19 protein-coding genes are annotated in these 20,424 nt (G+C 73.9%); 5 read left to right on the forward strand and 14 right to left on the reverse strand.

Annotation, left to right across the window (positions count from 1 at the left end; all coding sequences use genetic code 11):
- Window positions 1–24 precede the first annotated feature (24 nt).
- Genes ftsH through AC1UE5_RS26720 form a run of 6 tightly spaced genes read right to left on the reverse strand, consistent with a single transcriptional unit; the run spans window position 25 to window position 5,606 of the window.
- Window positions 25–2,010, reverse strand: a complete 1,986-nt coding sequence (gene ftsH / locus AC1UE5_RS26695) for an ATP-dependent zinc metalloprotease FtsH (RefSeq protein WP_482928987.1) — start codon at window positions 2,008–2,010, stop codon at window positions 25–27.
- A gap of 16 nt (window positions 2,011–2,026) precedes the next feature.
- Window positions 2,027–2,560 (reverse strand): hypoxanthine phosphoribosyltransferase, encoded by a 534-nt coding sequence (hpt, locus tag AC1UE5_RS26700; RefSeq protein WP_482928988.1) that lies wholly within the window; start codon window positions 2,558–2,560, stop codon window positions 2,027–2,029.
- Window positions 2,553–3,527 (reverse strand): tRNA lysidine(34) synthetase TilS, encoded by a 975-nt coding sequence (gene tilS / locus AC1UE5_RS26705; protein ID WP_482928989.1) that lies wholly within the window; start codon window positions 3,525–3,527, stop codon window positions 2,553–2,555. Before tilS ends, hpt begins: the two co-directional genes overlap by 8 nt.
- 49 nt (window positions 3,528–3,576) lie before the next feature.
- Window positions 3,577–4,770, reverse strand: coding sequence for a MerR family transcriptional regulator (locus AC1UE5_RS26710; RefSeq protein WP_482928990.1), 1,194 nt, complete (start codon window positions 4,768–4,770; stop codon window positions 3,577–3,579).
- A 27-nt stretch (window positions 4,771–4,797) separates the two neighbouring features.
- The gene (locus AC1UE5_RS26715) at window positions 4,798–5,223 is read right to left on the reverse strand and encodes an SCP2 sterol-binding domain-containing protein (protein ID WP_482928991.1); all 426 of its coding nucleotides are present in this window, start codon (window positions 5,221–5,223) and stop codon (window positions 4,798–4,800) included.
- A gap of 2 nt (window positions 5,224–5,225) precedes the next feature.
- The gene (locus AC1UE5_RS26720) at window positions 5,226–5,606 is read right to left on the reverse strand and encodes a hypothetical protein (protein WP_482928992.1); all 381 of its coding nucleotides are present in this window, start codon (window positions 5,604–5,606) and stop codon (window positions 5,226–5,228) included.
- Between the two features lie 28 nt (window positions 5,607–5,634).
- On the opposite strand from AC1UE5_RS26720, the gene AC1UE5_RS26725 reads away from it, so the two are divergent.
- On the forward strand, window positions 5,635–6,270 hold the full coding sequence (locus AC1UE5_RS26725) for a phosphorylase family protein (protein WP_482928993.1): 636 nt from the start codon (window positions 5,635–5,637) through the stop codon (window positions 6,268–6,270).
- Here AC1UE5_RS26725 and AC1UE5_RS26730 read toward each other — a convergent pair.
- Window positions 6,267–8,342: a RecQ family ATP-dependent DNA helicase gene (locus tag AC1UE5_RS26730; protein ID WP_482928994.1), complete on the reverse strand. Its 2,076-nt coding sequence runs from the start codon at window positions 8,340–8,342 to the stop codon at window positions 6,267–6,269. The two genes, AC1UE5_RS26725 and AC1UE5_RS26730, sit on opposite strands and share 4 nt — an antisense overlap.
- A 39-nt stretch (window positions 8,343–8,381) precedes the next feature.
- Window positions 8,382–8,822 carry a hypothetical protein gene (locus tag AC1UE5_RS26735; protein WP_482928995.1) on the reverse strand — a complete coding sequence of 147 codons (441 nt, stop codon included), beginning with the start codon at window positions 8,820–8,822 and terminating at the stop codon, window positions 8,382–8,384.
- A gap of 179 nt (window positions 8,823–9,001) precedes the next feature.
- On the opposite strand from AC1UE5_RS26735, the gene AC1UE5_RS26740 reads away from it, so the two are divergent.
- From AC1UE5_RS26740 to AC1UE5_RS26750, 3 genes are all read left to right on the forward strand, one after another.
- The gene (locus AC1UE5_RS26740) at window positions 9,002–11,578 is read left to right on the forward strand and encodes a lytic murein transglycosylase (RefSeq protein WP_482928996.1); all 2,577 of its coding nucleotides are present in this window, start codon (window positions 9,002–9,004) and stop codon (window positions 11,576–11,578) included.
- Window positions 11,579–11,642: 64 nt separating this feature from the next.
- Window positions 11,643–12,413, forward strand: a complete 771-nt coding sequence (locus tag AC1UE5_RS26745) for a hypothetical protein (RefSeq protein ID WP_482928997.1) — start codon at window positions 11,643–11,645, stop codon at window positions 12,411–12,413.
- Between the two features lie 100 nt (window positions 12,414–12,513).
- Window positions 12,514–14,124, forward strand: a complete 1,611-nt coding sequence (locus AC1UE5_RS26750) for a hypothetical protein (protein ID WP_482928998.1) — start codon at window positions 12,514–12,516, stop codon at window positions 14,122–14,124.
- A gap of 63 nt (window positions 14,125–14,187) precedes the next feature.
- Here AC1UE5_RS26750 and AC1UE5_RS26755 read toward each other — a convergent pair whose 3' ends face one another.
- From AC1UE5_RS26755 to AC1UE5_RS26770, 4 genes are read right to left on the reverse strand one after another with little or no spacing between them, the layout of a single operon-like run.
- A complete protein-coding gene (locus AC1UE5_RS26755) occupies window positions 14,188–15,000 on the reverse strand; it encodes an SIR2 family NAD-dependent protein deacylase (protein ID WP_482928999.1) in 813 nt (270 codons plus the stop codon).
- Window positions 14,985–16,988 (reverse strand): 3-hydroxyacyl-CoA dehydrogenase/enoyl-CoA hydratase family protein, encoded by a 2,004-nt coding sequence (locus AC1UE5_RS26760; RefSeq protein WP_482929000.1) that lies wholly within the window; start codon window positions 16,986–16,988, stop codon window positions 14,985–14,987. The genes AC1UE5_RS26755 and AC1UE5_RS26760 overlap by 16 nt, the downstream gene beginning before the upstream one ends.
- A gap of 20 nt (window positions 16,989–17,008) precedes the next feature.
- On the reverse strand, window positions 17,009–17,473 hold the full coding sequence (locus AC1UE5_RS26765; RefSeq protein WP_482929001.1) for an SRPBCC family protein: 465 nt from the start codon (window positions 17,471–17,473) through the stop codon (window positions 17,009–17,011).
- Between the two features lie 2 nt (window positions 17,474–17,475).
- Window positions 17,476–17,892, reverse strand: a complete 417-nt coding sequence (locus AC1UE5_RS26770) for a PadR family transcriptional regulator (RefSeq protein WP_482929002.1) — start codon at window positions 17,890–17,892, stop codon at window positions 17,476–17,478.
- Between the two features lie 144 nt (window positions 17,893–18,036).
- Here AC1UE5_RS26770 and AC1UE5_RS26775 point away from each other — a divergent pair, with 144 nt between their 5' ends.
- Window positions 18,037–18,540 (forward strand): HD-GYP domain-containing protein, encoded by a 504-nt coding sequence (locus AC1UE5_RS26775; RefSeq protein ID WP_482929003.1) that lies wholly within the window; start codon window positions 18,037–18,039, stop codon window positions 18,538–18,540.
- Window position 18,541: 1 nt separating this feature from the next.
- On the opposite strand, the gene AC1UE5_RS26780 is transcribed toward AC1UE5_RS26775, so the two are convergent.
- Both AC1UE5_RS26780 and AC1UE5_RS26785 read right to left on the reverse strand, forming a co-directional pair.
- A complete protein-coding gene (locus AC1UE5_RS26780) occupies window positions 18,542–19,210 on the reverse strand; it encodes a response regulator (RefSeq protein WP_482929004.1) in 669 nt (222 codons plus the stop codon).
- Entirely contained in the window at window positions 19,207–20,361 is a 1,155-nt protein-coding gene (locus tag AC1UE5_RS26785) for a sensor histidine kinase (protein ID WP_482929005.1), read from the reverse strand. The genes AC1UE5_RS26780 and AC1UE5_RS26785 overlap by 4 nt, the downstream gene beginning before the upstream one ends.
- Between the last annotated feature and the right edge of the window lie 63 nt (window positions 20,362–20,424).

Consider the following 20,424-nt stretch of genomic DNA (forward strand, 5'->3'; position numbering starts at 1 on the left):
CGCTCTCGCGGCGCCTCGGAAGCGTCAGGCCGGGTTCGGCTTCTCCGGCGGGATGCCGCGGGCCTCTGCGCCGGCGAGGCCGGGGCGCGGGACCGGGCGGGGCTGGGACTCACGGCCGGCGCGCTCGCCGGCGGGAAGCTCGGGCGGGCCGGAGGGCGCCTCGGGCGCCTCGTCCTCGGGCCCGAAGATCTCCTCCTCGGTCTTGCCCTCGAGCAGCGCCTCGAACTCGTGCTTCTCGATCGTCTCGCGACGCACGAGGATCTGGGAGATGCGCTCGAGGTCGTCGCGGTGCTCGTTGAGGATGTCCTTGGCGCGCTGGTGCGCGGACTCCACGACGCGGCGGATCTCGTCGTCGATCTCGCGGGCGAGCTCGTCGGAGTAGTCCGGCTCGGACGAGAACTCGCGGCCCAGGAACGGCTGGCCGTGGTCGTGCCCGAAGACGCGCGGGCCGAGCCGCTCGCTCATGCCGAACCGCATGACCATCTGCTTGGCGGTCTGCGTGATCTTCTCGAGGTCGTTCGACGCGCCGGTGGTGATCTCGCCGAAGACGATCTCCTCCGCGGCGCGGCCGCCGAGCGTCATCGCCATCGAGTCCTGCAGCTCCGCGCGCGTCGTGAGGAACTTGTCCTCCTGCGGCATCGAGATCGTGTAGCCGAGCGCCTGGCCGCGGCCGACGACGGAGATCTTGTGCACCGGGTCCGCGTGCTCGAGGAAGTGGCCGACCAGCGCGTGGCCCATCTCGTGGTACGCGGTGATCAGGCGCTCCTTCTCGCCCATGACCCGGGTCTTCTTCTCCGGGCCGGCGACGACGCGCATGATGCCCTCTTCGAGCTCCGTCTGACCGATCTCGCGCTTGCCGTTGCGCGCCGCCAGCAGCGCCGCCTCGTTGACGAGGTTGGCCAGGTCCGCGCCGGTGAAGCCCGGGGTCTGCCCCGCGAGCGTGTCGACGTCGATCTCCTTGGCCAGCGGCTTGCCGCGGGTGTGGACCTCGAGGATCTTCGCGCGGCCCTTGCGGTCCGGCCGGTCGACCACGATCTGGCGGTCGAAGCGGCCCGGGCGCAGCAGCGCGGGGTCGAGGATGTCGGGACGGTTGGTGGCCGCGATGAGGATGATGTTGTCCTTCATCTCGAAGCCGTCCATCTCGACGAGCAGCTGGTTGAGCGTCTGCTCGCGCTCGTCGTGACCGCCGCCCATGCCGGCGCCGCGATGGCGGCCGACGGCGTCGATCTCGTCCATGAAGATGATGCAGGGCGAGTTCTGCTTGGCCTGCTCGAACAGGTCGCGCACACGGGACGCGCCGACGCCGACGAACATCTCGACGAAGTCCGAGCCGGAGATCGAGAAGAACGGCACGCCCGCCTCGCCGGCGACGGCACGCGCGAGGAGCGTCTTGCCGGTGCCGGGAGGGCCGAAGAGGAGCACGCCCTTCGGGATCCGCGCGCCGAGCGCCTGGAACTTCTTGGGGTTCTCCAGGAACTCCTTGATCTCGTGGAGCTCCTCCACCGCCTCGTCGGCGCCCGCGACGTCGCGGAAGGTGATCTTGGGCGAGTCGACGCTCATGCGCTTCGCCCGCGACTTGCCGAAGGACATGACCTTCGAGCCGCCGCCCTGCATCTGGTTCATCAGGAAGATCCAGAAGATGATGAAGATGAGGAACGGCAGGACGTAGGTCAGGAGCGACAGCCAGCCGTTGGACTTGCGCCCGGTGACGTCGAACTCCTGGAGCTTGCGGTCGCGCTCGGCGGTGAGGAGCGTCTGCGTCAGCTCCTGCCCGTAGTCGTCGACGAAGCCGACCTCGTACTTCGAGTCGTCCTTCTTGGTGACCTCGAGCGTGTTGTCCTTCTGCCGCATCTCGACGGACTTGATCTGCCCGCCTTCGACCTGGTTCAGGAAGGCCGGGAAGCTGGGCTTCTCGGGCTCGTCGTTCGGCGAGATGAGGCGCTGGGCGAAGAAGGCCAGCACCACCACGATCAGAATCGGGAATGCTGCGCTCTTGAAGAACCGGCTCATGGTCAGTCGATCGAGTCTACCTGGTGTCCAACGCCGCCACGTACGGCAGGTTGCGGTGCTTCTCGGCGTGGTCGAGCCCGTATCCGACCACGAAGCGGTCGTCGATCTCGAAGCCGATGTACTTCGCGCCGACCTCCGCCTTGCGCCGTGACGGCTTCGTCAGCAGCGCGCAGACCTCCAGCGACTTGGGCCCGCGGGCCCGCAGGTTGCGGAGCAGGTACTGGAGGGTCAGGCCGGAGTCCACGATGTCCTCGACGATCAGCACGTCGCGGCCCTCGATGGCGGCATCGAGGTCCTTGAGGATCCGGACTACCCCGGAGGACTCGGTCGCATCGCCGTAGGACGCGACGGCCATGAAGTCGATCTCCAGCGGGACCTCGATCTCGCGCATGAGGTCGGACATGAAGAGCACCGCGCCCTTCAGGACGCAGATGAGGAGCAGGTCCCGCCCCTCGTAGTCACGCGTGATCTCGGCGCCGAGCTCGCGGATCCGGCGCTGCAGGTCGTCGGCCTGGACGAGGATCTCGCCGCGGGTGTGGGTGTCAGGCATGAGCAGGGAGCGGGGGTGTGGGCACGATGCGAAGGATGCCGTCCTCGACCAGGGCCCGTACCCCGTCCCCCAGGTCCAGGGCGCCGTCACCCAGGCCCAGGACGTCGTCGAGCCGCGCCGGGACGCGGGAGCACAGGCCGCCCACGGCGTCCTGGGCGAGGCGGCGGAGGACCAGGCGCGCCAGCGCTCGCGGCAGCGCGCGGAGGGTGTCGAGCGGGATGTCGTCGCGGCCCGCCAGCGCCGTCGCGACGACGTCGTCGAGCACCGCGGCCTCCTCGCGGAGCAGCTCGGCGGTGCGCACGAGGTTCTGCTCCGCGGCCGGGTGGAGCTGGCGCAGCGCCGGTACGAGCTGGGCGCGCAGCCGGTTGCGGGCGTAGGCGTCGGAGCCGTTCGTGGCGTCCTCGCGCCAGGCGAGCCCACGGACCGTGCAGTGCGCGGCGGTCTCGTCGCGGGTGATCGCCAGGAGCGGCCGGACGAGCGCGCCGTCCCGCGGCGCCATCCCGAGCAGCGCGCGGCGGCCCGGCGACGCGGCGAGGCGGTAGAGGACGGTCTCGGCCTGGTCGGTCGCGGTGTGGCCCGCGGCGACGACCGCGCCCGGCGCGCCGCCCCGCTCCCCCGCCCGTGCGGTCAGCTCGGTCGCCAGCGCGGCGGCCGCCGCGTAGCGGACGTCGCGCGCCCACGCCTGGACGTTCCCGCCGGCGCCCTCGTCGCGGCGCGGGCGGATCACGCGCAGCGGGACGCCGAGCTGCTCGCACAGCGCGGCGCAGTGCGCCTCGTCGGCGTCGGCCTCCGCGCCTCGCAGCCCGTAGTTGACGTGCAGCGCGGTGACGTCGGCGCCGATGCGGACGGCGCAGTCGAGCAGGCAGACCGAGTCCCGGCCGCCCGAGAGCAGCACGACGACCGGCGCGCCGGACAGCAGCAGCCCGGTCGCCCGGACCCGCTCGAGGACGTCTGCTGACGCTGCCATCTGGCTCCGAGCGTACGCGGGGCGGGGCCGATCCGGCGGCAGATCGCTGTCAGGCCGCAGGGGCGATGCGGGCGAGGAACAGCTCGGTCGGGTCGGTGAAGCCCTTCAGGCGCACCTCGCCGATCGGCTCGAACGCGAGCGCGCCGCCGGTGGCGCTCACCACCGGCCGCGTCACCAGCACCTCGCCGCCCGCCGCGCGGGCCACGACGCGCGCGGCCAGGTTCACCTCGCGCCCGTAGTAGTCGCCGTCGCGGTAGACGATCTCCCCCGCGTGCAGGCCGATCCGCGGCACCGGCCGCTCGTCCCGCACGAGCTCCTGGAAGCCGACGGCCCACTCGGCCAGCGCCCCGACGTCCGAGCCCACGACCATCACGCCGTCGCCGATCGTCTTCACGACCCGCGCGTCGTCGGGCAGCGTCGTCTCGACCGCGTTGATGAACCGGTCCACCGCGTCGACCGCCACCTCGTCGCCCAGCTCCTCCGTCAGGCGCGTGTAGCCCGCCAGGTCGGCGAACGCGATCGCCACGCGCAGCCGCCCGAGGTCGAGCCCGCCCTCCAGGTCCGCCTCCATGTGGCCGACGACGTCCTGCTCGACGAAGTGCGCGACGAGCCGCTGGTGCAGCGCGTCCATCACGGGCGACGCGAGCGGCAGGATCTCGCGCGCCAGCGACTCCATCTCCTCCGCCATCTCCAGGCCGGGCACGCCGTCGCGCATCAGCGGCTCGTGGACGTAGAGGTGGAACAGCCGGACCTCGGCGTCGGCGATCTGCGCGAGCGCCTGGCCGTAGACGCGGATGAGCTGCAGGAGCGCGACGAGCGGGAACCCCGCCTTCAGCGCCGCCGCGGCGTAGCGCAGGAGCTGCAGGTCCTCCTCTGTCAGCCGCTCCAGCGTCCCGACGCTGAAGCCCGCCGCGCCGAGGATGCGCTCCACCAGCGCCGGCTCGAGCCCCACCTCGGCGGCCGCCGCGGCGGCGTCGACCGTCGCGTCGTCGGCCGGGAAGAGGTCCTCGGTGTAGGCGAACGCGAGCCGCCCCGCGGCGCCCGCCTCGCGGATCGACTGGAGCGTGTGGCCGCGCTCGCGCAGCCGGGCGACGACGCGGGCGTGTGCGATCGCGGCGGGCGTCCACCCCGAGCCGCCCTGGTGGCCGGGGATGACGTCGCTCTCGGCCCAGCGCCGGAGCGTCGCGGGCGTCACCCCCACGCGCCGCGCCACCTCGGCGAGCGTCAGCTCGTCGTCAGCCACGCGGCGCGCTCCTCGCGGCGGCCGGGCTCAGACCCGCAGGTGCGGGTACTCGTCGGTGACCATGTCCCGGTAGCGCTCGAAGATCGGCTTGGTGATCGGCATGAGCGCGAGCGCCGCCTTCACGTCGCCGCCGGTCTTGATGCGCCGGCGCGCGATGGCCATCGCGACGTTCTCCTTGCCCTGGAAGTACTTGTTCGCGGTCTCCGAGGACATCGTCATGCGGACCCGCGGCTCCCACGCGACCTCGTCGCTCCACTCCCACGCGAGGTTGCCGTCCTCGTCGGCCTCGGCCGCGCGGATGTTGACGACGAGGTCGAGGTCGGTGAACTCGAAGCGCTGCGGGACGTCGGCCTCACGGAGCTTCGGGCCCATCTCCGGGTCCTCGGACATCATCGCGAACGTCCGGTCCATGACCTCGACGAACTCGTCCGGTGAGGAGAACGCGGCGCCCATCGCTAGGCCCCCGTCGCGGGCTTGCGGGTGCCGGCGGGCTTGCGGGCCGTCGTCGTCTTCTTCGCCGCGGTCGTGCGGCGCGCGGCGGGCTTCGGCTTGGCGGCGTCCGCCTCGAGCTTCGCGACGCGCTCCTCGAGCGTGGCGATCTGCTCCTTGAGCTTCGCGACCTCGTCGCCGGTGGGCGGGCGCAGCTCCTCGAGCACGTCGCGGACGCGGAACGCGGCCTGCGCGAGCTGGTCGACGATGTCCTGCGCGCGCTCACGGCCCTGACCCGCCGCCGCGGCGGCCGCGGCGCCCTGGGCCGCGCCCTGCTGGAAGGCCTGGTCGACCGCGCTGCGCACGGCATCGGCGCGGGACGTGCCCTTGTCCTTCTTCTTGGCCATGGTGCGCGGGACTCTAAGTTCTCGCGCCGTGCCGCGCGACCCGATCCACCTCCACCCGACCACCGACCTCGCCGAGCGCGTCCTGCTCCCGGGGGACCCGGGGCGGGCGCTGCTCCTCGCCCAGGAGCTGCTCGACACGCCGAAGATGTTCAACCACCACCGCGGCCTGTGGGGCTACACGGGGCCCGCGAAGGCGGACGGGGAGCCGCTCACGATCCAGTCGACGGGGCTGGGCGGGCCGTCCGCGGCGCTGGTCGTCGCGACGCTCGCCGACCTCGGCGCGGCGCGCTTCGTGCGGATCGGGACCTGCCGCTCGTCGCTCCACCCCACCGGCGCGCTGCTCGTCGCGGACGCGGTGCGGGGGGAGGACGGCACGAGCGCCGCCCTCTCGTCCGCGCGCACCTTCGCGCCGGAGGCGGCGCTCCGCGCACGCCTCGCCGGCGACGCGGCCGGCGAGGTGGTCTCGCGCGACGTCTTCACGGCCGACCACGGCTTCGCGACCGACCTCTCGTCCGCGGCGGTGCTCGCGATGGCCGCGGCCCGCGGCGCAGCGGCCGCGGTCGTCCTCGGCGTGGTGCCGGACGACGCGCCGCTGGGCGAGGAGGACCGCGACGCGCTCGCCACACGCGTCGGGCACGCGGCGCTCCCCGCCCTGCTGGGCTAGAACGCGGAGACGAGGGCGAGCGGGTGGACCGCGGCGGCGCCCTTCTGGCGCAGCTGCCCGCCGGTCATCGCGAGCGTCCAGCCGCTGTGGCGGCGGTCGTCGACCAGCAGGCACGGGCCCGCGGGCGGCTGCTGGGTCACCGCGAACGCGCCGCGGACGTTGGCCGCCTGCGTCGCGGCGTTCTGCATCTCCGCCTGCGGCGGGCGGTCGGCCGCGCGGGTCAGGGCGGGGACGAACGGGAGCTGGAGCGCCGCCGCGACGCGCGCCGCGAGGTCGGAGACGACGTCCGCGGCCCCGTCGGGCGTGGCGCGACGGGCGGGGACCGCGGCGACCCACGTGACCGGCACGCCCCACTGGCGCACGAGCGCGGCGGCGGCCTCGACGACCTCGTCGCTCAGCCGGCCCGCGGCCAGGCCCGCCTCGACCTCGCGCGACCAGCCCGCGTCGCCGAACCGCGCGAGCGCGCGGCCCTCCTCGACGCGTACGCCCTCGGGGATCTTCCGCATGACGCCCTCGGCGTCCGGGGCCATCCGCTTCTGCTCGAACGACAGCGGCTGCGAGCGCAGGTGCATCTGGGCGGCGCGCACGAGCTCCTCGGACGGCTCCGCGCCCGCCCACCGCGGTCCGGCGCACACCGAGCAGCGGCCGCAGTCGGCGGGGGCCGGGTCGTCGAGCTCCTCCTGCAGCGTCCGCATCAGGCAGCGGCCGTCGGCGCCGAACCGCGCCATCGCGGCCTGCTCGGCCCGCCGCAGCTCGGTGACGCCGCGGTAGCGCGCCTCGTCGTACTCCCACCCGGTGTCGCCGAGCGACGTCCACCGCGTGCCGTTGCGGCCGACCGCGCCCTCGACGTCGAGCACCTTGAGCATCGCCTCCAGCCGCGACAGGCCGAGGTTGACGCCGGACGAGATCTCGCGCGTCGTCAGGCCCTGCTCGCCCGCGCCCTCCAGCAGCTCCATCACCCGCGCGACGTGGTCGCGCCGCGGGAAGGCCTGCTCGATGAAGAAGTCCTGGATCCGCTTGTCCTCGGCGCCGCGCAGCAGCACGACGTCCGCGTGGTCGACCCCGCGGCCGGCGCGGCCGACCTGCTGGTAGTACGCCACGACCGAGCCGGGCGCCTGGTAGTGGACGACGAACCCGAGGTCGGGCTTGTCGTAGCCCATGCCGAGCGCGCTGGTGGCGACGACGGCCTTCAGGTCGTTGCGCAGGAGGCGCTCCTCCACGCCGATCCGGTCCTCGGTCGCGCGGTCGCCGCTGTAGGCCTCCGCGCTCACGCCGTGCTCGGTGAGGAACTGCGCGACGGTCTCGGCGTCGCGCTTGGTGAGCGTGTAGACGATCCCCGAGCCGTCCATCTTCGGCAGCTGCTCGACCAGCCACGCGAGCCGGTGCGCGGGGTGCGGCAGGTCGACGACCTCCAGCCGCAGCGACGTGCGCGCCAGCGGGCCGCGGTAGACGCGCAGGCCGCCGTTCTCGCCGCCGGCGCCGAGCTGCTCGGTCACGTCGGCGACGACGCGGTCGTTCGCGGTCGCGGTCGTCCCCAGCACGCCGACGCCGTCGGGCAGGAGCCCGAGCAGGTCGCCGATGCGCCGGTAGTCGGGCCGGAAGTCGTGGCCCCAGTCGGAGACGCAGTGCGCCTCGTCGACCACCAGGAGCCCGGCGCGCTCGGCGAACAGCGGCAGTGAGCGCTCGCGGAACGTCGGGTTGTTGAGCCGCTCCGGCGACACGAGCAGCAGGTCGACCGCGTCCTGCGCCAGCAGGTCCTGCACGTGCGCCCACTCGTCGCGGTTGGTCGAGTTGACCGTGTGGGCCCGCAGCCCCAGCCGCGCCGCCGCCTCCAGCTGGTTGCGCATCAGCGCGAGCAGCGGCGAGACGATCAGCGTCGGACCCGCGCCGCGCTCGCGCAGCAGCGCGGTCGCGACGAAGTACACGGCGCTCTTGCCCCAGCCGGTCCGCTGCACGCAGAGCACCCGCGCGCGGTCGTCGACGAGGTCGGTGATCGCCTCGAGCTGGTGCTCGCGGAACTCGGCCGCGGGGTTGCCGGTGAGCCGGAGGAGGTGGTCCTGCGCTGATCCCATCATGTCCGACGGTAGGTGGCCGCCGGACGCGGCTCTCCCCTACGAGACCTTCAGACGCTCCTGCTCGCGCGGCACCGGGGCCGGGGAGTCGGGCAGCGACGCCGCCAGCTCGCCGAGCTGGCGGGCGAGGGCGGTGAGCTGCTCCTCGATCGCGCCCAGACGGGACTCGACCTCGGCCGCGCCGCTCAGGCCCGCGAGCCGCTCGTCGAGGCGGTCGACGCCGTCCTCGATCCCCTCCAGCCGCTGCGAGACCGAGCGCACGCGGCGCGTGAGCCGCTCGATGTCCGCCGCCGACGGGATGTTGAGGGCGCTGAACGCGACCTCCTGGGCCTGGACGGCCTTCTCGCGCGCCTCGAACGCGCGAGCGATCGTGCTGCTGACGAGGGGGCTGGAGAGCAGCTCCTCGGCGAGCTTGCCGAGCGCGTCCTCGCCGCCGGACTGGAGCTTCTGCCGGAGGCCCTTGATGTCGTCGTCGCTCATCGCTGCGGACGGTACCCCCCGCGCTCCCTTGCCGCCGAGTCTCACCCTCAGGTCGAGGGTGAACCGGCGTGCGAACCCGGGTGGACGTCCAACATCAACCGCAGGTCTCGGCCTGCACGCGCGTTGTGGGTCGTGGACGGGGTCACATGGCAGGTAGGGGAAAGGGACGCAGGACCACGATGAACTCGCGGAAGCTCGCAGCCGCGCTCACGACCGCAGGGCTCGCCACGGTCGCGCTGAGCGGTGTCACGAACGACGCGGCCGCGGTTCCGCGGACCTTCCAGGTCAAGCTCGTCACGGGCGCGACGATCACCGTCACGCTCGACCTGCCCCCGGGCGTCATGCCCTCCTCGATCCCGGGCGTCAACGTCGGGATCGTCTCCATCACCGAGGTCGGCACCCCGCCGGCCGCGCCGCCCGTCCAGGTCGATCCGGGCCTCCCCCAGCAGCCCGCGCCGCAGCAGCCCGCCCCCGAGCAGCCGGCGCAGGAGCAGCAGCAGCCGTCGGCCGCCGAGCAGACCGGCCAGACGCCGTCGCCCGCGAGCGCCGACGACGCCGAGGCCGCGCGCGGCTCGGGCCAGCCCAAGCAGAACGGCGAGCCCAAGCCCGCCGGCGGCGGCGGGCAGCCCAGCGGGCACGTCCAGGAGACGACCGGCAGCGTGCTGCGCGACGCGACCGGGGCCGTGACGGGCCGCGGCGGCGGACCGCGGCGCGACGGCGACGAGGGCGGGAACGAGGGCGGCGGCGGGACGTCGCTGCGCCAGCCCGACGGCGCCCCCGCGCTCACCAACCCGGGGCTCTCCCTCGCCACGCCCGGCCCGGCGGCGATCGGCGTGCCGAACTTCTTCATCGACAAGTTCCGCATCCCGCCGTTCCTGCTGTCGATCTACCAGGCGGCGGGCGTCGAGTACGGCATCCGCTGGGAGATCCTCGCGGCCATCAACGAGATCGAGACCGACTACGGCCGCAACCTGAACGTGTCGAGCGCCGGCGCGCTGGGCTGGATGCAGTTCATGCCGGCGACGTGGAAGGCGTACGGCGTCGACGCCAACGGCGACAAGCGCAAGGACCCGTACAACCCGGTCGACGCGATCTTCGCCGCCGCGCGGTACCTGAAGGCCGCCGGCGCGGAGAAGGACCTGCGCCGCGCGATCTTCGCCTACAACCACGCCGACTGGTACGTCGACTCGGTGCTCATGCGGGCGCGGCTGATCGGCGGCCTGCCGGCCGACCTCGTCGGCTCGCTCACCGGGCTGACGCAGGGCATGTTCCCCGTGCACGCCGACGCGCGGTACGCAGACGACCTCTCCGAGAAGGAGGCGGTCAAGCGGGTCTCGCGCGGGCGCAACGCAGCGCTGCCGGTCGAGTCGAGCACCGAGCGGCGCGGCATCGAGATCTTCGCCAAGGCCGGCTCCCCCGCGGTCGCCGTGCAGGACGGCGAGATCGTGAAGATCGGGACGTCGAAGCGGCTCGGGCGCTTCATCCAGCTGCGCGACGCGTACGGCAACACGTACACCTACGCGCACCTCGGGTCGGTCGCGGACAAGCACCCGGTCCCCAAGCGGGAGACGGTGAGCCGCGCGAAGGTCGCCGAGGAGCTCGACCTCCCCAAGGACCCCAAGCCGACGCGCGCGGCGAGCGCGGGGACGCAGCGCAAGGCGCGCGCCGGGAAGGCCACGCCCACCGGCAAGGAGCGCGAGGCCGCGCGGGCGCCGGAGGCCGACGACCCCGCGCTGAAGGTCGCCAAGGAGCGCCTGTTCGCCTCCCCCAAGCGCCCCGCGGCGTTCCGCGCGGGCGGCGAGGAGCAGCTGCTGGAGGCCGGCTCGCTCGGCGCCGGCGACAAGCTCTCGAAGTACTTCGTCGAGGACATCGGGATCGACCCGGCCGAGATGCGGCTCAAGCGCCTGAAGGTCGGCTCGAAGGTCATCGGGGGCACGATCCTCGGCCGCATCGGCACGCCGTCCGCGGGCGCGTCGCACCTGCTGTTCGAGATCCGGCCGGCCGGCCGCGGCGCCCCGCGCATCGACCCGAAGCCGATCCTCGACGGCTGGAAGCTGCTCGAGTCGACCGCGATCTACCGCGCCAAGGGCAAGAACCCGTTCTTCGGCCGCGACGCGCGCACCCCCTCGATCGGCCAGATCCTGCTCATGGCCAAGCCCGAGCTGGAGCGGCGCGTGCTGAAGAACCCGCGCGTCGAGATCTACGGCTGCGGCATGCGCGACATCGAGGCGTCGCGCATCGACCGGCGCGTGCTCGCGACGCTCGAGTTCCTCGCCGCGTCGGGCCTGCGGCCGACCGTCACGTCGCTCCAGTGCGGCCACTCCACGTACACCGCCTCCGGCAACGTCTCGCACCACTCGACCGGTTCCGCCGTTGACATCGCCAAGATCAACGGCATCCCGATCCTCGGCCACCAGGGCAAGGGCTCGATCACCGACCTCGCCGTCCGCCGCCTGCTGACGCTGCAGGGGACGATGAAGCCGGCCCAGATCATCACCCTGATGGAGTACGAGGGGACGGACAACACGCTGGCGATGAGCGACCACCACGACCACATCCACGTCGGCTGGACCCCCCAGTACGACCCGGACAGCCGCATGGGCAAGCAGGTCAACGCCATGCTAAAGCCCGGGCAGTGGATCAAGCTCATCGACCGGCTCGGGAAGATCGACAACCCGACGGTCCGGACGAAGCCCTCCAAGGACGCGATCACGGTCGGGCCGGAGCGCGGCAGCACTGCCCACCGAGGCGAGTAGCCCGCTCTTCGTCTTCGTCCAGTTCGAGCTCCCGTGGGAGCTCGGGCCCGAGCCGGGACGCTACGTGCTGCGCGACTCGGCGGCGGAGTCCGAGCTGCGCGTGCTCGTGATCGGGGTGACCGGCGCGGCGCCCCGCCGGGGCCGGCGCGCGCGCCGGGTCGCGTCGTCGCCGCCGCCGACCGAGCTCGCGGTGGCGCGCGCGACCGTCATCCGCGGCCAGCCGGTCGACGAAGCCGCCGCGTCCGCGTGGCTGTCGTCGGCGGGCGACGTCGTGGAGGGCGAGCTGGCCGTCCTCAACCGCGTGCTGGCGCTCCACCGCGTCGCGGCCGCCGACGCGACGGTGCGCGAGGTGCGGCTCGAGCAGGCCGTCGCGCTGCGCGTCGGCTACGGGCGCGGCGAGGAGGTCGCCGACGGCAAGTGGACCGACGCCGTCGAGCCCGGCCGCGCGCGCGTCTCGCGCCGGGCGGCCCGGGACGCCGCGCTGCGCCCGCAGGAGCGGCTGGCGGCGCTGCTCGGGGGGCGCGACGCGGCGCTCGCGTGCGAGGAGCTGGCGCTGCGCGCGCGGGCGGACCTGGACGCGGAGCGGTACCGCGAGGCCGCGCTCCAGCTGCGGGTGGCGCTGGAGGCGGCGATCGCCGAGCTCGAGCCCTGGCGCGACCGCGGCGACCTCGCGGCGCGGATCGGCGCGCTGCGCGACGAGCGGGGCGCCGTCGGCGCGGCCGCCAACGCGGCGCTGCAGGGCGGGCTCGACGCGGAGACCATCGAGGACGTCGAGCGGGCCCTGCAGCGGATCGAGGCGGCGCTGCGCGCGCGGACCGCCGGCGGTTTCGGCTAGCGCCAGGCTCCCTCCCCGAGGCACCCCCAACCCGGACATCGGGGTCCCTCGTAGGAGATCCCCCGATGAGCCGCGGCGCCGGCTCGCGCAGGATCGGGGCATGCTCAGTCCCGGATCCCTCCTGCGCTCCCCGCGCGGCGTCTTCGCGGCCGCCGCGCTGGCCGGCGCCCTCGCCGCCGCTCCGTCCGCCGCGTCCGCCGCGGGGCCCAACCCCTTCTGGGCCCCCGGCAACTCCGTCTACCAGGTCGGCGACCAGTGCGGGTACGAGGGCAAGACCGGCACGGGCCCGAACACGGCGTCGTGGGTGTCCTGGTACACCGACCCGCAGGCCGGCTACCCGGCGGTCGGCGACAAGTACTGGATCCGCCTCGACGCGATGGGGATGGGGCAGACGTGCGCGGGCGGGATGAGCGACATCGCGACCGAGCTCGCGCTTCCCGCCAACACGAGCTTGGCGATCGACCTGCAGTCGCAGAACGCGAACGACCGCGTGCGCTGCTTCTACGTCGGCCTCGACAACCAGGTCAAGGAGGTCACGAACTTCACCTGGCGCGTGCAGGACCCGCCGATGTCGGGCTGGTGGTGCGACGCGACGAAGATGCCCCCGCGGAGCGCGAACGGCTACCACCTCGGTCAGCGGCTGATCGGCCCGGGCGAGGAGTTCTTCGTGGTCGTCCCGGTCGTCACGACCAAGCGGCTGGCGGGCATGGCCGGCGGCGAGGCCACCCAGGCGACCGCCAAGCTCACGTCCGGGATCAACTCACCGGCCTCGCCGTTCCAGTGGATCACGGTGTTCGACCGGCCCGCGCTGGTCGGCTACCCCGAGGGGGCGGCGAGCGAGCTGACCAACACGACCGCGAAGACCACGAGCGTGCTGAGCTCGTACTGGCGCAAGGGCAACGCGTACGTCGACCTCGGGTTCGCCAACGGCGACTTCGCGGTGACCGCCGGGCCGATCGCGATCGACGGGCAGTGGCCGCACTACACGGTCGCCCAGACCTGGACCGGGCTGACGCCGGGCACCGACTACAAGTTCCGCCTACGGTTCGTCGACGAGCAGGGGGCACAGACCACGGGCGACGCGAAGACGTTCCGCACGACCGGGACCAAGCCGGTCACCCCGCCGCCCACCACGCCGGGCACCCCGGGCGGCGGCGGTGGCACCGGCGGGGGCGGCGGCGGCACGGCCCCGCCGCCCGCGCCGGATCCGGGCGCTCCGTCCAAGCCCGGCGGCGAGAAGCCCGGTGGCGGCGGTGGTGGCGGCGGGACCCCGGCCCCGGGCGGCGGCACGGTGACGCCCGCCCCCTCCGGCGGGGACGCGGGCACGCGCCCGACGGTCCCCGCCGGCACCGGCCCGACCTCGCCGGGCGCGATCCTGCCCGCGGCGCGGCTCGTCGCGGGCGCGAAGCTCGGCGCGCTGCTGAAGCCCGCCGGCCTGGGCGTCACCGTGAGCTGCGTGACCGCGTGCGACGCGAAGGTGACGCTGAAGGTCGACGCCGCGACCGCGCGCCGGCTCGGCCTCGGCAAGCGCGCGACGGTGATCGCCACCGGCAGCGGCCGGAGCGCGAAGGGCGGCACGGTGCGCGTGACGCTCAAGCCGACCGCGGCGGCCAAGCGCAAGCTCAAGCGCGCGAAGAGGCTGAAGGCGACGCTGACCGTCCAGACCGCCGGCGGCACGCCGGTGGGGTCGACGGTGACGCTCGCGCGGTAGCCCCGCCGGCACCGCCCGCGCCTTTCACAACCCCCGCCGCGCCCATCGGGCGCGGCGGGCGGGTCACAGGGCGGCGAGCAGGGCCTCGAGGTCCGCGACCACGTCGCCGGCGAGCTTCACGTCGGCGTCGCGGTCGTAGGGCGTGGCGCCCTGGGTGACGATCGCCACCGCGCCGCCCGCCTTGCGGGTGAGCGCGGGGAGCTGGGCGATCGGGTGGACCTCCAGCGACGAGCCGATGCAGAGCAGGAGGTCCGCCCCGGCGGCGAGCGCGAACGCCCGCTCCAGCGCCTCCTCCGGGAGCAGCTCGCCGAACAGGACGACGCCGGGCTTGAGCGGGTGGTCGTGGTCGCAGCGCGGGACGCCGTCGGCGGCCGCGTCGAGGCGCTCGCTCACCTCGTCGATCGTGAAGCGCCGCGCCGCCGGCCCGCAGCCCAGGCACGCGGAGCGCTCGATCGTCCCGTGGACCTCGACGACGTCGCCGCTGCCCGCCTTGCGGTGCAGGCGGTCGATGTTCTGCGTGACCACCGCGTCGAGCTTCCCGCGCCGCTCGAGCTCCACCAGCACGCGGTGCGCGCCGTTGGGCTCCTTCGTGTCGAGCGTGTGGAACCGGTCGCCGTAGAAGCTCCAGAACCGGTGCGGGTCGCGGTGGAAGACGTCGATGTGGGCGACCTCCATCGGGTCGACGTTCGCCCACAGCCCGGTGGTGGGCGAGCGGAAGTCGGGGATGCCCGACGGCACCGAGATGCCGGCGCCGGTCAGCGCCACCACCGACCGCGCCTCGCGGAGCAGCTCCGCGAGGCGCGCGACCGCCGCGCCGTCGGACGACGGCGCGGGGTCGGAGGGAGGCGGGGTGGGAGGCGTCAGCGCCCCTTCCACTCCGGGGTGCGCTTGGCGATGAACGCGCCGATGCCCTCACGCGCGTCCTCGGACTGGAACGCGACGGCGAACGCGTCCTTCTCGGCCGCGATGCCCTCGTCGAGGTCGCTCTTGGCCGACGCGAGCTTGATCTGCTGCGCGGCGACCGGCGCCTTCGAGGCGAGCTTGCGCGCCCACGCGACGGCGGTGTCGATCAGCTCGTGGTCCGGCACCACGTCGTTGACGAGGCCGAACTCGAACGCCTCCTCGGCGAGGATCGCGTCGCCGGTGAGGTTCATCTCCAGCGCCTTGGACTGGCCGACCAGCCGCGGCAGCCGCTGCGTGCCCCCGAAGCCCGGGACGATGCCGAGGTTGATCTCCGGCTGCGCGAACAGCGCGGACTCGGCGGCGATGCGGATGTCGCAGGCCATCGCGATCTCGCAGCCGCCGCCGTAGGCGAGCGCGTTGACCGCGGCGATCGTGATCGTCGACGACCGCTCGAAGCTCCGCAGCAGGCCGTGGGCCCGGTCGAGCATCTCGCGGATCTGCTCCGGCGTCTCGACGCGGGTGAACGCTTTGATGTCGGCGCCGGCGCAGAAGAGCAGCGGGTTGGCCGAGGCGATGATGAACGCGCGGGTCGCGTCGTCGCCGTCGACGTGCGCCCAGGCCTTCTCCAGGCCCTCGATGACCTCCGGGGCGAGCGAGTTGGCCGGCGGGTTGTTGATCCAGGCGATCGCGTAGCCGTCGCGCTTCTCGAGCTGGACCGGGCCGTCGGCCCAGCCCTCGGACGGCTTCGGCCACGGGAAGAAGCCCTGGCCGGACTTGAGGCCGAGGCGGCCGCCGGCGACGAACCGCCGGAGCAGCGACGGGACCTCGAACCGCTCGCCGAAGCGCTCCTCCAGGCCCTCGAGCTTCTCCAGCACGACGTCGAGGCCCTCGATGTCCGCCCACATGAGCGGCGGCAGGATGCCGCGGCGCGGATCCATGCCGGCGCCGGCCATCATGCCGAGGTCGATCGCGCGGGTCTGCGCGGCGCCCTCCTCCAGGATCAGGCACGCCTCGAGGACGGCCTTCAGCGCCATCCGGTCGGCCAGGTCCTCCGGCGGGTCGTTGTCGCCGGCGATCTGCGGCTGGCCGTCCTTGTAGAAGCCGGCGCCGCCGGTCTTCGCGCCGAGCTGCCGCTCGGCCACGAGGCGCTGCATGCCCTGGTGGACGTAGAAGCGGTCGCCCTCGTAGGAGTCGGCGAGGTGCTCGGAGACGTGCAGGACCGTGTCCAGGCCGAGCTGGTCGATGAGGAAGAACGGCCCCATCGGCGCGCGCTTGGCCTCCTGGATGACCTGGTCGATCTTCTGGATCGACAGGCCCTCCTCCTCCTGCGCGCGGTGCACCTCGGACAGCGACGACGAGAGGATGCGGTTGACGACGAAGCCGGGGACCTCGTCGCACGTGATCGGCTGCTTGCGGATCGCCTGCGCGAAGTTGACCGCGGCGCCGACGGTCTCCTGCGCCGTGTCGAAGCCGAGCACGATCTCCAGCAGCGGCATGACCGACGCCGGGTAGAAGAAGTGGAACCCGATGACCTTCTCGGGGCGCAGCGTGGCCTCGGCGATGTCGCTGATGGCCAGCGACGACGTGTTCGACGCGAGGATCGCGTGGCCGGGCGTGACGTCGTCCAGCTCGGCGAACACCGACTGCTTGATGTCGAGCCGCTCCGGGACCGCCTCGATGACGAAGTCGACGTCGCCGAAGCCCTCGTAGGACGTCGTGCCGGTGATGCGCCCGAGGACCGCCTCGACCTGCGCGCGGCCCTGCTCCTCGGTGATCTTCTCCTTCTTCACCAGGCGCGCGACCTGGGCCTCCGTCACCTCGCGGGCCTTCGCGAGCCCGACGTCGACGAACTCCTGCTTGACGTCCTTCAGAACGACAGGGATGTCAGAGGCGGCGATGGCCTGGGCGATCTCGCCGCCCATGGTGCCAGCGCCGACGACGGCAGCCTTGAACACGAACATGGGCGGGAACCTAGCGGTCCCTAGGCCAAGGAACTGTCACGCTCGGCGCGCAGTTCGTGCCGGAAGCGTGACAAGGTGCGCGCGAGGGAGTCGCCGAACGACCGCCGGATGAAGAGCAGGTCCACGACCGGGGTCAGGACGCCCGCGTCCTTGATGCGGTAGTCGAGCTCGATCGACAGCCGGCACTCGGCCTGCGAGCGGGGCGTGAACGTGATGCTCTGACGGCCCGTGATGCGGGCGTCCTCGACCTCCACGACCTGCCCGGCGCGGACCTCGTAGTGGACGACCCGCTCGATGACGCGGCCGCGGCCGTCGGGCACCGAGTCCCACACCAGGCGCGAGCCCGGGCGCGGCCACTCCCCCTCGACCTTCTCGACGTGGTGGAAGCCGTCGACGAACGTCGCCCACCGGGACGTGTCGTACCAGAGCGCCTCGGCGGCGCTGACCTGCGCTGGCAGGTCGATGTGGGCCCGCGCGCGTCCCACGCTCAGAGCACCTCGGAGCGGATCAGCTCGACCGACCGCTGGACGGCGTCGAGGTACGGCTCGATCTCCGCGCGGAGCCGGTCGCGCTCGGCCTCGCCCTCTGGCGTCAGCCGGTAGAAGCGGCGCGAGCGGCGCTCAGGATGCTCCCACTCCCCCGCGACGAAGCCCTTGCCCTCCAGCGACCGCAGCAGCGGGTACATCGTGTTGGGGTTGACCGCCACGAGCCCGCCGGTGACGCCCGACACGCGCTCCATCAGCTGGTTGCCGTAGGACGGGCCGGAGCCGAGGAAGTGCAGGACGAGCAGCGGCAGCAGCCCGCCGCGCCGCAGCTCGGCGAGCAGCGGGTCGGCGCGGCCGGCGCCCGACGGCGCCTCGCGCACCGCGGCCTGCGCATCGCCGAGCGGGGCCGCCTCGGCCACAGCGCGCTCTGTCTCTGGCCTACGACGTGCCACGGGGTGCGTCAGAGCCTAGTCGCGCAGCACCCCGACCCGAGCGACGCGAGCGCCGACGCGCCAACCGGGACCACGATGTGTCCAGCGGCTCTCCAGCCGCGTGTAAGAGGCATGCCACCCGTCACGTTCCCTGCCGCACCCGCCACCCGCCACCCCGCCCGGGTCCTCCTGGCCCGGCTCGAGGAGCAGGGTCTGGGCGAGCACGCGGTGCGCGTGAGCGCGCTGGCGTCCGGCATCTGCCGCGAGCTCGGAATCTCCCCGCGCGCGTCCCGCGTCATCGACCTCGCCGCGCTCATGCACGACGTCGGCGAGCTCGCAGCGCCGGACGACCGCCATCCGGGCGTGGTCGGCGAGCAGGCGCTGCTGCGCTGCCCGGGCCTCGAGTGCACCGCGACGCTCGTCCGCCACGTGGCCGAGCGCTTCGACGGCCAGGGCGGCCCGGATCACCTGAAGGGCACGCTCATCCCGCTCGGGTCGCGCATCATCGCCGTCGCCGAGGCGTGGGACTGCGCGCCCACCTACGACGCCGCCGTCGAGACCGTGATCGGCAACTCGGGGACGCGCTTCGATCCCGCCGTCGTCGTGGCCGTGATGGCCGTCGCGCCGCGCCCGTAGCTCAGGGGCCGACGCGCGGGCGCCCGGGCGCCACCAGGCCGGTCTCGTAGGCGAACACGACCGCCTGCACGCGGCTGGCGAGGCCGAGCTTGGCCAGCAGCCGCCGGACGTGCCCCTTCACGGTGCTCTCCTCGAGGTGGAGCCGCGCGGCGATCTCCGCGTTGCTGCAGCCGGCCGCGATCTCCAGCAGCACGTCGTGCTCGCGCGGCGTGAGCTCCTCCAGCCGCGGGTCGCCCGCGCGCGCGGGGACGGTCGCCACGAACCGGTCGAGCAGGCGGCGCGTGACCTCCGGCGCGATGAGCGCATCCCCGCGCGCGACCGCGTGGACGGCGTCGATGATCCGCTCCGGCGGCGAGTCCTTGACCAGGAAGCCGACCGCGCCCGCGCGCAGCGCCTCGATCACGTGCTCGTCGAGGTCGAACGTCGTGATGACGATCACCTCGACGCCAGGGACGTCGCGCAGCCGCCGGGTCGCCTCCAGCCCGTCCAGCCGCGGCATCCGGATGTCCATCATCACCACGTCGGGGCGCCGCCGCTCGGTCTGCCCGACCGCGTCGAGGCCGTCGACGGCCTCGCCGATCACCTCGATGCCGGGGTCGCTGTCGAGGATCATCCGCAGTCCCTGCCGGGCGATCGCCTGGTCGTCGGCGACGATGACGCGGACGCTCACGGCGCCTCCAGCGGCAGCGTGGCGCGGACCGCCCAGCCGGCGGGCGCGCGCGGCCCGGCGGTCAGCTCGCCGCCCGCGAGGGCAACGCGCTCGCGCATCCCGGTGATCCCGCTCCCCGGGCCCGGCGCGCCGCCGCCGGCACCGTCGTCCTCGACGGCCACGGTGAGGGCGTCGGGCCCGTAGCCGAGCACGACCTCGACCGTCCGCGCGCCCGCGTGGCGGACGACGTTCGTGAGCGACTCCTGGATGACGCGGTAGGCGCACGTCTCCACCGCCTCGGGCAGCGGGCGCGGATCGCCCTCGGTGCGCAGCGCGACGGCGGCGCCGGCGTCCCGCGCCGGCCCCAGCAGGCCGTCGACGTGCGCGAGGCGCGGGGGCGGCGCGAGGGTCGCCGGCTCGGACTCGCGGCGGAGCATGCCCAGCGCCTGCCCGGTCTGGCCGAGCGCGTCGCGCGTCAGGCCGTGGATGCGGTGCAGCGCCGCGCGGGCGTCCTCGTCGGCGGTCATGCGTCCCGCGCCCGCCGCCTGGAGCGCGATCGCGCTGAGGTGATGGCCGGTGATGTCGTGCAGGTCGCGGGCGATCCGCAGGCGCTCCTCGGCGACGGCGCGCTGGACGTCGCGGTCGCGCAGCTCCTCGACGCGGCGCGCGAGCTCCTCCGCCGCGCGCGTGCGGGCGCGCTCGGCGTGCAGGACGGCGCCGATCAGCACCGGCACCATGCCCACCGCGAACCCGCCGATGGTCGCGAGGAGCGGCTCCTCGTCGGCCGCGACGAACCCGATCGCGGCCATCGCCGCGCCGGTGTACGCGCCGAGCAGCGCCGTCCGCGGCCGCGTGAGCCCGCTCGCGGCCAGGCCCACGAGGCCGAGCGCGATCGGGATCGGGGCGATCATCGGGTAGTCGGACGCGAGCCCCATCACGAGCGCGACCGTGACCGCGACGGCCGCCGCGAGCGCCGGGGCGGTGCGGCGGAAGGCGATGCAGCCGAACGCGACGACGGTGAGCGCGATCCACACCGCGTCGATCGACGTCGACCCGTCGACGTCGTCTCCGACGAGCAGCGTGAGCCCGACCCACGCGGCGGCGCCGAGCAGCGACAGCGCCAGCGCACCGGCGCTCGGCCAGGGATGCTGTGCGCGGCGCCGGACGGACATGGGCGACACGGTAGGCGCCTTCGGCGCGGCGCACCCCCTCCGAAAGGCGCGATCGGCTCACGC

The organism is Parviterribacter multiflagellatus, from assembly GCF_056863265.1.

Bases quoted from the DNA above. Each gene is read 5' to 3' on its own strand.
- tilS (WP_482928989.1), bottom strand. From the start codon at position 3,527: ATGGCAGCGTCAGCAGACGTCCTCGAGCGGGTCCGGGCGACCGGGCTG.
- AC1UE5_RS26760 (WP_482929000.1), bottom strand. From the start codon at position 16,988: ATGTTCGTGTTCAAGGCTGCCGTCGTCGGCGCTGGCACCATGGGCGGC.
- AC1UE5_RS26735 (WP_482928995.1), bottom strand. From the start codon at position 8,822: ATGAGCGACGACGACATCAAGGGCCTCCGGCAGAAGCTCCAGTCCGGC.
- AC1UE5_RS26720 (WP_482928992.1), bottom strand. From the start codon at position 5,606: ATGGCCAAGAAGAAGGACAAGGGCACGTCCCGCGCCGATGCCGTGCGC.
- AC1UE5_RS26775 (WP_482929003.1), top strand. From the start codon at position 18,037: ATGCCACCCGTCACGTTCCCTGCCGCACCCGCCACCCGCCACCCCGCC.
- AC1UE5_RS26715 (WP_482928991.1), bottom strand. From the start codon at position 5,223: ATGGGCGCCGCGTTCTCCTCACCGGACGAGTTCGTCGAGGTCATGGAC.
- AC1UE5_RS26730 (WP_482928994.1), bottom strand. From the start codon at position 8,342: ATGGGATCAGCGCAGGACCACCTCCTCCGGCTCACCGGCAACCCCGCG.
- hpt (WP_482928988.1), bottom strand. From the start codon at position 2,560: ATGCCTGACACCCACACCCGCGGCGAGATCCTCGTCCAGGCCGACGAC.
- ftsH (WP_482928987.1), bottom strand. From the start codon at position 2,010: ATGAGCCGGTTCTTCAAGAGCGCAGCATTCCCGATTCTGATCGTGGTG.
- AC1UE5_RS26785 (WP_482929005.1), bottom strand. From the start codon at position 20,361: ATGTCCGTCCGGCGCCGCGCACAGCATCCCTGGCCGAGCGCCGGTGCG.
- AC1UE5_RS26750 (WP_482928998.1), top strand. From the start codon at position 12,514: ATGCTCAGTCCCGGATCCCTCCTGCGCTCCCCGCGCGGCGTCTTCGCG.
- AC1UE5_RS26740 (WP_482928996.1), top strand. From the start codon at position 9,002: ATGAACTCGCGGAAGCTCGCAGCCGCGCTCACGACCGCAGGGCTCGCC.